This is a genomic window from Streptomyces mayonensis, assembly GCF_018982965.1.
GTDB lineage: Bacteria > Actinomycetota > Actinomycetes > Streptomycetales > Streptomycetaceae > Streptomyces > Streptomyces mayonensis.
In genome coordinates, this window is record NZ_JACBYP010000026.1 from 28,799 (window position 1) to 40,717 (window position 11,919).

The 11,919-nt window shown below is 75.5% G+C and carries 6 protein-coding genes; 2 read left to right on the plus strand and 4 right to left on the minus strand.

All coding sequences use genetic code 11. From position 1 onward, the window contains the following. Nucleotides 1-155: 155 nt before the first annotated feature. The 4 genes from HZS56_RS12835 to HZS56_RS12850 all read right to left on the minus strand — a co-directional run bounded on the left by HZS56_RS12835 (nucleotide 156) and on the right by HZS56_RS12850 (nucleotide 8,227). Nucleotides 156-1,073 (minus strand): carbohydrate ABC transporter permease, encoded by a 918-nt coding sequence (locus tag HZS56_RS12835; protein WP_216720818.1) that lies wholly within the window; start codon nucleotides 1,071-1,073, stop codon nucleotides 156-158. After that, nucleotides 1,070-2,353, minus strand: a complete 1,284-nt coding sequence (locus HZS56_RS12840) for a carbohydrate ABC transporter permease (protein WP_216720819.1) — start codon at nucleotides 2,351-2,353, stop codon at nucleotides 1,070-1,072. Before HZS56_RS12840 ends, HZS56_RS12835 begins: the two co-directional genes overlap by 4 nt. Before the next feature lie 85 nt (nucleotides 2,354-2,438). Continuing rightward, complete coding sequence (locus HZS56_RS12845; RefSeq protein WP_216720820.1) at nucleotides 2,439-3,869, minus strand: ABC transporter substrate-binding protein; 1,431 nt, start codon at nucleotides 3,867-3,869, stop codon at nucleotides 2,439-2,441. Nucleotides 3,870-4,135: 266 nt separating this feature from the next. Beyond that, nucleotides 4,136-8,227 carry an FHA domain-containing protein gene (locus HZS56_RS12850; RefSeq protein WP_216720821.1) on the minus strand — a complete coding sequence of 1,364 codons (4,092 nt, stop codon included), beginning with the start codon at nucleotides 8,225-8,227 and terminating at the stop codon, nucleotides 4,136-4,138. A 507-nt stretch (nucleotides 8,228-8,734) separates the two neighbouring features. Between HZS56_RS12850 and HZS56_RS12855 the strand changes: the two genes are divergently transcribed. Together HZS56_RS12855 and HZS56_RS12860 are read left to right on the plus strand one after the other, a co-directional pair. Continuing rightward, nucleotides 8,735-10,420 carry a serine/threonine-protein kinase gene (locus HZS56_RS12855; protein ID WP_216720822.1) on the plus strand — a complete coding sequence of 562 codons (1,686 nt, stop codon included), beginning with the start codon at nucleotides 8,735-8,737 and terminating at the stop codon, nucleotides 10,418-10,420. Nucleotides 10,421-10,531: 111 nt separating this feature from the next. Further along, nucleotides 10,532-11,776, plus strand: a complete 1,245-nt coding sequence (locus tag HZS56_RS12860) for a serine/threonine-protein kinase (RefSeq protein WP_216720823.1) — start codon at nucleotides 10,532-10,534, stop codon at nucleotides 11,774-11,776. Nucleotides 11,777-11,919 lie beyond the last annotated feature (143 nt).

Here is an 11,919-nt window from a genome sequence, read left to right on the forward strand (position 1 = left end):
CATCCATGGGTCGGTCGGCGCGGGCGTTCTGCCCGGCAACGGCCAATGGAGTGATTCGGTTACGTTCCGCGCGGCGTTCGGGGGGATTTCGTGCACGTACGGAGGAGGGGGCGGACCGGTGACCGGCCCGCCCCCCAAGGGTGGTTTGCTGGCGGCTACTTGACGGCGCCCGCCATCACGCCCGAGACGAACTGCCGCTGGAACGCGAAGAACACGGCCAGGGGGATCACCATCGAGATGAAGGCTCCCGGGGCCAGTACGTCGATGTTGTTGCCGAACTGGCGCATCTGCGTCTGCAGCGCGACCGTGATCGGCTGGCTCCCGGAGTCCGAGAAGATCAGCGCGACCAGCATGTCGTTCCACACCCACAGGAACTGGAAGATGCCCAGGCTCGCGATCGCGGGCCCGCCCAGCGGCATCACCACCCGCGCGAACAGCCGCAGTTCACCCGCACCGTCCAGCCGGGCCGCCTCCAGCAGCTCGCGCGGGATCTCCGCGAAGAAGTTCCGCAGCAGGAACACCGCGAACGGCAGGCCGAAGCCGACGTGGAAGAGGATCACGCCGACGACCGAGCCGAACAGGCCGATCTTGCCGAAGAGTTCGGCGACCGGGATCAGGGCGACCTGCACCGGCACGACGAGCAGCCCGACCACCGCCAGGAACCACCAGTCGCGGCCCGGGAAGTCCATCCACGCGAAGGCGTACCCGGCCAGCGCCCCCACGACCACGACCAGGACGGTCGCCGGGACCGTGATCGCCACGGTGTTGAGGAGGGACGAGGTGATGTCGCCGTTCTTCAGCAGTTCCCCGTAGCTCTCGAAGGTCAGCTGGGACGGCTTGGTGAAGACCTCCCACCAGCCGCTCGCCGCCACGTCCTGGGACGGGCGCAGCGAGGACAGGAGCAGCCCGATCGTGGGGACCAGCCAGAACAGGCCCACGACCATGAGGAACACGCGGACCAGTCCGCCGCTCGCGGCCTCGGCGAGACGGGATCCGAGCGACTGCTTCGCCCGGGCGGTCCGTTCGGGCGCGGGCGGGGCGGTGGTGGCCAGGGGCTCCGCGTCAGTCGTCATCGCCTGACCTCCCGCCGCAGTCGCCGTACGTTGAACCACATCACCGGGATGACCAGGAGCAGCAGGAACACCGCGATGGCGCTGGCGATGCCCGGCTGGTCGGAGGCGAAGCCCTTGCGGTACAGCTCCAGGGCGAGCACGTTCGCGTCGTCCTGGGAGGAACCCGGAGCGATGATGAAGACCAGGTCGAATACCTTCAGCACGTTGATCATCAGGGTGACGACCACCACCGCGAGGACCGGGGCGAGCAACGGCACCGTGACCCGTCTGAAGACCTGCCACTCGCTCGCGCCGTCGACCCGCGCGGCCTCCAGCAGTTCCCGGGGCACACCCGCCAGACCGGCCGCGATCAGCACCATCGCGAAGCCCGCCCACATCCACACGTACGACCCGATGACCGCCGGGGTGACGAGGGAGGGGCCGAGCCAGTCCAGGCCGTTGTACGGCTCCTTGAAGTTGTCGGCGGGCAGTCTGAGCAGCGCCCCGTCGGCCTCGGCGGGCAGCGTGAACGTGCCGTCGCCGGCCGCCGTGGCCGACGCGACGACCTCGCCGTCCTTGACGGCCTCGATCCGCATCCCGGGGTAGCCCAGCTCGGTCGAGTCGACGCCGCCCGGCGTCCCGGAGCCCTTGCCGCGGGTGAAGTCCTGCCAGGTGGTGCCGGTGATCCTGCCGTCCTCGGGCTCGGCGGGCGCCGCCTGCTTGGCGCCGTCGGGCATCCGGTCGGGGGCGACGCCCACGAGGGGCAGCACGACCGTCTCGCCGAGGGCGACCGGCTGCTTGGTGACGAACGCGCCCCCGCCGGCCGGCTCCAGCGGCGACTGGCGGCCCGGGTGCGCCTTCGGGAACGCGGACGACTCGGCGAACGTGTCGTGCACCCCGACCCACACCGCGTTGGCGACGCCCTTGTCCGGGTCCTGGTCGTACACCAGGCGGAAGATGATGCCGGCCGCCAGCATCGAGATCGCCATCGGCATGAAGACGACCAGCTTGAACGCCGTGCCCCAGCGCACCCGTTCGGTCAGCACCGCGAAGATCAGACCGAGCGCGGTGGCGACCGTCGGCGCGAACACCACCCAGACGACGTTGTTCTTCAGGGCGGTGCGGATGCCGTCGTCCGTGAACAGCGCCTCGTAGTTGTCGAATCCGGCGAAGGCGTCGCCGGACTGGTCGTAGAAGCTGCGGATCAGCGAGTACCCGATCGGGTAGACCACGAGCGCGCCGAGCAGCACCAGGGCGGGCAGCAGGAACAGCGCCGCCACGGTCCTGCGGGTGCCGGTCACGCTCCTGCGCGACTTGGGGGCGACGGGAACCGGTGGGCCCTCGGGGGACGGTCCGGTTCCCGCCGCCGTGGCCGACGCCACCGCGTCAGCCTCCGTAGGCGGCAGCCGCGTCCGCCTCCAGCTTCTCCTGGGCGCCGGCGACGTCCTCCGGGTTCTTCAGGAAGTCCTGCAGCGTCTTCCACTCGCCCTTGCCGGGGGTGCCGCCGAAGGCCTGCGGGGCCTGGTCCGACATGTCGAAGCGGAAGTCGTCGCCCGCCGAGACCAGTGCCTCGGCGATCTTCTTCTGCACCGCGTTCGGATACACCGACGAGTCGACGCCGCTGTTGGGGGAGAGGAAACCGCCCAGCTCCGCCTGGATCGACGCCGCGTCCGGCGAGGCCAGCCAGGTGGCCAGCGCCTGCGCCGCCTTCGAGTCCTCCAGGATCACGGCCGCGTCGCCGCCGGACACCACCGGCGCCGTGTCGCCGACGGCCGGGAAGGGGAACACCTTCGCGTCCGTGCCGACCTCCGCCTCGGTCTCACCGATGTTGACCTGGGCGAAGTCCCCCTCGAAGACCATGCCCGCCTTGGGCTGGTCGCCGCCGGTGAAGGCCTGCGTCACCGAGGTCGGGAAGTCGGTCTGGAGGGCGCCGGCCGGGCCGCCCGCGACGTAGTCCTTCTTGCCCCAGATCCCGGCGAGCGTGGTGAGCGCGTCCTTGACGGACGGGTCCGTCCACTTGATCTCGTGCTTGGCCAGCTGGTCGTACTTCTCCGGGCCCGCCTGCGAGAGGTAGACGTTCTCGAACCAGTCGGTGAGGGTCCAGCCCTCCGCGCCGCCGACCGAGAAGGGCGTGACCCCGGAGTCGTAGACGGTCTGGGCGGTGGTGAGCAACTCGTCCCAGGTCTTCGGCTCTTCGGCGCCCGCGTTGGCGAACACCTGCGCGTTGTACCAGATCAGCGACTTGTTGGCGGCCTTGTAGTAGACCCCGTACGGCTTGCCGTCGACCGATCCGATGTCCTGCCAGCCCTGCGAGTAGTTCTCGCTGAGCTCCTTGGCAGCCTCGGCGCCCAGCGGCTTCGCCCAGCCCTTGTCGACGGCCTGCTTGATGGCTCCGGGCTGCGGGAGCAGCGCCACGTCCGGCGGGGCGCCGCCCGCGACCTTCGAGCCGAGGAAGTTGATGATGGGGTCCTGGGCGGGCACGAAGGTCACCTTGGCGCCGGTGCGCTTCTCGAACTCGGCGAGGACCTTCTTGAAGTTCTCCTGTTCGGTGCCGGTCCAGACGGCGGCGACCTCCAGGCTCTCGCCGTCCAGCTTCGGGAGGGTGACGGAGTCGGCCTGCTTGCCGTCGCCCTTGCCGTCGTCGCCCTTGCCGTCGTCCCCGCCGCCGCAGGCGGTGAGCGAGAGCGCGAGCACTCCCGCGGCGAGGGCGGCGGCGGCCCGGGTGGTTCCGGTGATCCCGGTGATCCCGGCGGCACGGGTGGTCCGGGTGGTTCTGCCGAGTGTGCTGCGTGTCCCCTTGGTGCTGCTCGTGCGCATCACTGCCCCGTTCTTCGTTCGTCGTCGAACGTCCGGCGCTCTTCCGTGCGCTCTGGTGTACGCCAGGGGGGTGAGGGCGGCAAGGGCGCGTTCGCCGCCAACGGGGGGATCGTGACGGTGTCGTGACCGTGATCAGGCCACCGGCGCGGCGGGGACGGCCTCGGGGGCTGCCGTCCCGTTCCGTCCCGTCCTGTCCCGCGGCGCCGGTTCGCCGCGGCTGCCTCGTCGTGAGGCGCCGGTCGGGGCAGCCGGCGCGCGTCCGGCGCCTACAGAAGGGACGGCACCTCCGCGGCCGACACCTCCCGCGCCGCCCGCTCCAGCGCGCTGGCCAGCAGCGCCAGGTCCGTCGGGCCGTTGCCCAGTTCACGCACCGGGCGCCGGGTCGGCGGGTCGCCCATGCGGTGCCACTCCAGGGGGACCACCGTGGGGCGCAGGGTCGCCGTGCGCGGGATGCGGCCCGTGACCCGGCCGCCCTGGAAGGCGACGGCGTGTCCGTCCGCGCGGGCCAACCGGCCGCGTCCGGGCGCCGGTTCGTCGGGGCCCGGCACCGGGGTGTCGAGGCTCACGCGCAGGGTCGCGCGCAGGACGGGTTCCGTCCGGTCCGTGCGGCCGCCGGGCGCGGTGGCGGCGACCAGGTGGACGCCGAGCCGTTCGCCCTCCCGCGCGACCGCCTCCAGGGCACGCATCACCGACCCCGCCGCCGGGCGCCCGGGGGAGCCGAGCGGAGGCGTCACCAGGGCGTCCAGGTCGTCGACGACCACGACGAGGCGGGGGAGCGGCGGCCCGGCTGCCGCCCGCCGCCGCGCCGCGCCGGGGTGCAGGCGCATGGTGGCGCTCGGCGGGGAGTCGAGGTCCCCGTTGTCCGGCGTCCCCGCCGGGCCCGGTGTCCCCGCCGGGCCCGGTGTCCCCCCGGGACCGGGCGTCCCCACGGGACCGGGGCCTCCCGCTGGGCCGAGTGTGCCCGCTGATCCGAGCGAGCCCGTCCCGCCCGGTGTGCCCGCCGGGCGGGACGGGCCGGCCGGCGGGGTGCGCTGGGCAACCAGCCGGCCGGACAGCCGGCGCCCGGTGTGCCACTCGGCGAAGTCCGACCGGCCGAGCAGCTCGGCGCGCCGCTTCAGCTCGGCGCTCAGCGACTGGGCGAACTCCCGCATGCGCACCGGGTCGTTGGCGGTGAGGTGGGTGGTGACGTGCGGTACGTCCGTACAGACGCGCAGCCCTTCCCCGTGGCTCGCGCCCGGACTCACGCTGTCGCGGCCGTCCATCAGGACGATGCCGAGCCGGTCGGGGCGTTCGGCGGAGGCGAGCGAGGCGACGACTGCCCGGAGCAGCTCGGTTCGGCCGCTGCCCGGCGGGCCCTCGATCAGCAGGTGCGGTCCCTCGGTGGCGAGGTCGGCCACGACGGGTCCGCGCGCTCCGGCGCCCAGGACGGCCTGCGCGCGGCCGCCGAGGGACTGCGGGTCGTCGCCCGCGTCCGCCCAGCGGGCCATCAGCGAGGCGGGAGTGGCCCGGGCGAGGCCCAGCTCGTCGAGGAGGCGGGCCGCCTGGGGCAGCGGGGCGGACACGCGCGCGTGGTGCGCGCCGCCGGTGGCGGTGTCGGTGCGCAGCGGGGCCAGCGCGCGGGCGAACCGCTCGGCCCAGGCGGGCGAGACGGCGTCGACCGTGCCGAGGGTGCCGTTCCCGACCGGACCGGCGGTGGCGGTGGCCGGGGCGCCGGGGGCGCCCGGGACACCGGGGGAGCCCGGGGAGCCGCCCGTGCGCGCGACGCGCAGCAGGCGCAGGGTCGTCGCCACGTCGCCGCTGAGCAGGGCCACGGCACCGCACTCCCGGAACACCGGCGACACGGCGCAGGCCGCCTCGTACGTCCGCGACACCGGGGAGGTGGGGGAGGCGGCGGCCGTCTCCGCGAGGCACACGACGTGGATGCCGGCCCGCGGGCCCTCCAGCGCCAGCCGCGCCACCGCCTCCCGCACGTCGGCGCCGCCGGGGTCGCCGTCCACGACGACCACGGTGTACGGCCCCGGGAAACCGCCGGCCGGGTCGGCGCCCGCGTCCGGGTGCGGCCCGGCGGCGCGCCGGGTGGTGGCCCCCGTGCCCATGGTGGCCGTGCGCGCGTCCGGCACCGGACCGGCCCCGCCCGCTGCGTACTCCGCCGCGTACTCCGACGCGGTCGCCCGGTGCGGGGCGGCTGCCGCCGGGGCCGTCGGCTGCGCGCCGCCGGTCCGGGCGTCGTCGGACAGGTGGTCCTCCAGACGGCGCAGCAACTCGTGGGCGCGGGCCGCGGCCTGCTCGCGGTCGTGGGCGAGCAGCAGGCGGCAGTCCTGGCCGTGGCCCGGGCGCACCTGCGGCAGCCAGCCCAGCCAGGCCCACTCGGCGGACCGCTCGGCGAGCGGACGGGAACGGTCCGCGCTGATCAGGACGATCTCCAGGACGTCGGCCGAGTGCAGCGCGGCGAGCTGGGACAGCACCGAGCGGGCCAGCCCGGCGAGCCGCGCGCGCGGACCGGCGAGTCCGAGCGCGCCGACCTCGCGCAGCCCGGCGGTCACCGGGACCGCGGGCAGCGGGGCGTCGCCGCCGGGCGCCACCCGGTCGGCCGTGCCGAGCCGCACGGTGAGCGCCTCCGGGTGGCCGGGGCCGCGCTCCCAGAGCCGGGGCCCCGGCCCCAGGGCCGCCAGCAGAAGGGTCGCCGGATCCGGCCAGGTGTCGGGAGCGGTCGCGGCGCCGGCGGTGCCGGTCGGTGCCGGGCCCGGCGGCACCTCGTCGTGGTCGCAGGGGTGCGCACCGGCCGGGGCGGCGTCCTGCCCGCCCGGGCGGCCACCGGCCAGCCGCCGTGCCCAGGCACCTATCCCGCCCCGCCGTCGGACACCCGGCGGCACGTCGGTCCCGCGCAGCGGTGTCCCTTTGCGCCCGGTGCCGTCCGCACGGGACGCCCCGCCGTCCGCGGCCCCGCCGTACGCGGCCCCGCCGTCCGCGGACGGGTCGGACGGGTCGGACGGATCGGACGGGGTCCCGTCGTACGCGGTCTGGTCGTACGGGGTCTGGCCGTACGCGGTCTGGTCGTACGCGGCCCGGTCGTACCGGGTCCCGCCGTGAGCTGACCCGGTGGGCGTCCCTGCTCGGGGCCCGCGTGTGCCGGACGGGCCCGCGCCGTACCCACCGGCGTCCGCGCTGCCCGGCCGTACGGCGGATCCCGGACCGTACGCGCCGTACGCGCCCGTGCCGTCGTCGCCGTGGGGCCGGCCGGCGTGCCCGTCCGTGCCGTGTCCTCCGGCGCCGCGGCCGCTGGTGTCGTATCCCCCGCCGTGCGTCTCGCCCGCGGCCGGGGCCCGGCGGGGGCGGCCCGCCGTGGGGCCCGTGCCGTGGCTCTCGATGCGGGGTGCGCCGGCCTGGCCGGGGACCTGGGGCGGTCCTGCGGGTGCCGCGCCCGCGCCGTACTCCGAGGTGCCGTACCCCGAGGTGCCGTACGCGTGGTGTGTCCGGCCGCCGGGCCCGGCCGTCGTCCCCTCGCCACCGCCACCGCCACCGCTTCCGCGGACGCCATCGCCCCCGCGGCCGGCCGGGGTGGCGCGTGCGGATGTGTCACGGTCCGGACGGGAGGCGGCGGACGCGTCGCGCGGGTGCCCCTCCGCCCCGTCGGCCGCGCGCGCGTGGGCCACCGTGTCGCCGTCCCCGCCGCCCGGCCGGGGGGCCTGCGCACCCGACAGCCGCACGTGCCCCTCCCCGTCCGACGCCGTCGGCACCCGCACCTCCGCCGCCGGGGGCACCGGGACGAGGCGCAGGGCCGACTCGCCGATCCGCAGCAGCGCACCCGGCGCGAAGCGGACGGGACGGTCGCCCACGCGGGTGCCGTCCAGGGTGGTGCCGTTGGTGGAGCCGAGGTCGGCGACCGAGACGCGGGCGTCGGGGGCGACGGTCACGGCGCAGTGCATCCGGGAGACGTCCGGGTCGTCGAGCGCCACGTCGGCGTCGGCGGAGCGGCCGAGGCGGATCTGGCCGCCGTGCAGCAGGTGGACGCCGCCCGCGTCGGGACCGGCGACCACGTGCAGCTGGGTGGGGACGTCGCTCGGCTCGGTGTGCGCGTCGGGCTCGCCGGGGGCGCCGAGGCAGAGCACGGCGCCGTCGATCAGCGGTGGCTCGCCCAGGGTGCTGCGCTGGGCGTCCAGCCGCTGCGCCCCCGCGTACAGCACCACCTGGCCGGAGCCCTGGACCTCGCCGCCGGGGAGCGCCGCGGCCAGGGCGGAGGCGACCGCGGCCAGGGCGGTGCCGGCCGGCGCGGTGACCAGTACGTCGCAGCTCGCGGCGCGGCCCCCCGCCGCGGCATGCGGGCCCAGCGGGTCTACGACGGTCAGCCGGATCTGCATCGCCGTCAGCGGTCCCTTCGCGCGGGCGCCCGCACGCCGGGATCAAGAAGCCGTCACCACGGTCCCCCACCGCGGACTTCCCCCACCGCCACACGAGCACGTCGGCCAGTACTGCACGCATCCTCGCACCTGCCACTGACAGCGTGCCCGCGGTCCGCCGCCAAATGATCTTGATTGGTCGGCTCTGCCCCCAAAAATGCCTGACGGGTGGCCCATGGATGACCGAATGTCGTCCGCTTGAGATCGGTCACGTACGGGCAGCGGCAACCAAGGGACCGGGACGAGCGTCTTTCCTTCGAACATGCTCCAGGCACCGCCCTGGGGGCGGAACGCAAGAGGCATCTGTGCTCCCCGTGGCCGTCCGTGGCCGTCCGTGGTCGGCCTGCGGTGGTCCCGCGGGCGGCACGGGACGGCCACGGGACCGCCACCGGAAGACGACAGCCCGGTGCCGGGACCGCGGCACTACAGTGTGTCCGAACAGCCAGCAAGCAACTAGGAGCGCATGACGTGCGGCCGGTAGGCAGCAAGTACCTCCTCGAGGAGCCCCTCGGCCGCGGCGCCACGGGCACCGTCTGGCGCGCCCGCCAGCGGGAGACCGCGGGCGCCGAGGCGGCCGTGGCCGGGCAGCCCGGCGAGACCGTCGCGATCAAGGTCCTCAAGGAAGAGCTCGCGAGCGACCCCGACATCGTGATGCGCTTCCTGCGGGAGCGCTCCGTCCTGCTCCGGCTCACCCACCCCAACATCGTCCGGGTCCGCGACCTGGTCGTCGAGGGCGAGCTGCTGGCCCTCGTCATGGACCTCGTCGACGGCCCCGACCTCCACCGCTACCTGCGCGAAAACGGGCCGCTCACCCCGGTTGCCGCGGCCCTGCTCACCGCGCAGATCGCCGACGCCCTCGCCGCCAGCCACACCGACGGCGTAGTCCACCGCGACCTGAAGCCCGCCAACGTCCTGCTGAAGCAGACCGGCGGCGAGATGCACCCGATGCTCACCGACTTCGGCATCGCCCGCCTCGCCGACTCGCCCGGTCTGACCCGCACCCACGAGTTCGTCGGCACGCCCGCGTACATCGCGCCGGAGTCCGCCGAGGGCCGCCCGCAGACCTCCGCGGTCGACGTGTACGGCGCCGGCATCCTGATGTACGAGCTGGTCACCGGCCGTCCCCCGTTCGGCGGCGGCTCGGCCCTGGAAGTGCTGCACCAGCACCTGAGCGCCGAACCGCGCCGCCCCTCCACCGTCCCCGACCCGCTGTGGACGGTCATCGAGCGCTGCCTGCGCAAGAACCCGGACGACCGCCCCAGCGCCGAGAACCTCGCCCGCGGCCTGCGCGTCGTCGCCGAGGGCATCGGCATCCACGCGAACAGCGCGCAGATCGCCGCCGCCGAGGGCGTGGGCGCGCTGCTCGCCCCCGACCCGGCGCCCGCGCAGGTCCCCGGCGAGCCCGGCGCCGCCGACCCGACCCAGGTGCTCCCGCACAACGCGCAGAACCCGAACGGCGCCTACGACCCCAACGGCGCGACCAGCGTCCTGCCGCAGACCGGCAACCCGTCGGGCGCCGCCGACCCCACCGCCGTACTGCCGAACCGCGGCGCCCCCGACCCGACCGCCGTCATGCCGCCGGTGCCGCCGGGACAGCCGGGCGGGCCGGGCGCGCCGGGACAGGACGGACAGCAGGGCGGGCCCGACGACCCGCACCCCTGGCAGAACCAGCTGCGCGCCGCCCGCGACCGCAACGAACAGACGCAGGTCCAGTACCTCGACCCGAACCAGGACCCGCTGCGCCGCCGCCCCCAGCGGCAGGTGTCCCGCCCCCAGCAGCCGCCCCAGCAGCCGCCCAAACAGGCCCCGCCGCCCGGCTACGGCTACCCGCAGCAGCAGCCCCAGCGCTACGCCACCCCGCAGCCCCAGCAGCCGCAGCGGTACGCGCCGCCGCCCGCGCCCGAGCCGCAGCCGCCCCGGCGCGAGCCCAGGCCGCCGCGGCAGCGCAGCGCCAACCCCATGCGCATCCCGGGCCTCGGCTGCCTCAAGGGCTGCCTGGTCACCCTCGTCATCCTGTTCGTGGCCGGCTGGCTGATCTGGGAGCTGAGCCCGCTCCAGGACTGGATCGGCACCGGCAAGGGCTACTGGGCCCAGCTGACCGACTGGTTCGACACCGTGACGGGCTGGATGGGGGATCTGGGCGGCTCCGTCTGAGGCCGAGTCCGGCGACTTGTCGACATCCGGAGGGTGATTTATGCCTCCGCGGTGAAGGCCGGCTCCTCGGGCGCGTACTTTAAGGCGCAACACGCGTCGGTAGGAGCAGTCTTGGCACGGAAGATCGGCAGCCGGTACACCGCCCACCAGATCCTCGGACGGGGCAGCGCCGGCACGGTGTGGCTGGGCGAGGGGCCCGAGGGGCCGGTCGCGATCAAGCTGCTGCGCGAGGACCTGGCGTCCGACCAGGAGCTCGTCTCGCGCTTCGTGCAGGAGCGCACCGCCCTGCTCGGCCTGGAGAACCCGCACGTCGTCTCCGTCCGCGACCTGGTGGTCGACGGCAACGACCTCGCGCTGGTCATGGACCTGGTCCGCGGCACCGACCTGCGCACCCGCCTCGACCGGGAGCGGCGCCTGGCGCCCGAGGCCGCGGTGGCCGTCGCCGCCGACGTCGCCGACGGCCTGGCCGCCGCGCACGCCGCCGGGATCGTGCACCGCGACGTCAAGCCCGAGAACGTGCTGCTCGACATGCAGGGCCCGCTCGGCCCCGGCGGCTCCCACCCGGCCCTGCTGACGGACTTCGGGGTGGCCAAGCTCATCGACACCCCGCGCCGCACCCGCGCCACCAAGATCATCGGCACGCCGGACTACCTGGCGCCCGAGATCGTCGAGGGACTGCCCCCGCGCGCGGCGGTCGACATCTACGCGCTGGCCACGGTGCTCTACGAGCTGCTGGCCGGCTTCACGCCCTTCGGCGGCGGCCACCCGGGCGCGGTCCTGCGCCGCCACGTGACCGAGCGGGTCGTCCCGCTGCCCGGCATCCCGGACGAGCTGTGGCAGCTGCTCGTGCAGTGCCTCGCCAAGGCCCCCGCCTCCCGGCTGCGCGCCTCCGAGCTGAGCGCCCGGCTGCGCGAGCTGCTGCCGATGCTGGCCGGCATGGGCCCGCTGGAGGTGGACGAGCCCGACGCCGAGCAGGAGGACGACGCGCCCGAGGACTCCCCGGAGTCCGCCGAGCCCGCGCGGGAGCCGGTACGGCGCCGGGGTGCGGTGCCCCTGGTGCCGGGCGCCAAGCCGGCCGACTCCAACCGCGACACGCACACGTCGATGCGGGTCCCGGCCCCGGACGAGCTGGCCGGCGGCGCCCGCGGTACGGCCCGCGCCCCGCGTGCGTCCGGCGCGCCGCGTCCCGGCTCCGCCCGCAACCGGGCCGCCGCGCGGCGCCGCCGGCTCGCCCTGGGCGCGGGCGCGGCGGCCCTGGTGGCGGCGGTCGGCGTCGGCACGTGGCTGGCCACGAGCGGCGACGAGGACGGCACCGGCCCCCAGGACACGCGGAACTCGGCACCGGCGTCCCCCTGACCGCGGGCCCCGGCCTGCCGGACACCCTCCCCCGCGCCGCCGGACACCGGGCCCCGGCCTGCCGGACACCGGGTCCGGCGGCCCGGCGGCCGAAGCGCGGCCGACGGGGGGACGAAGACCGGCGGACGGAGCCGTTACGCTGG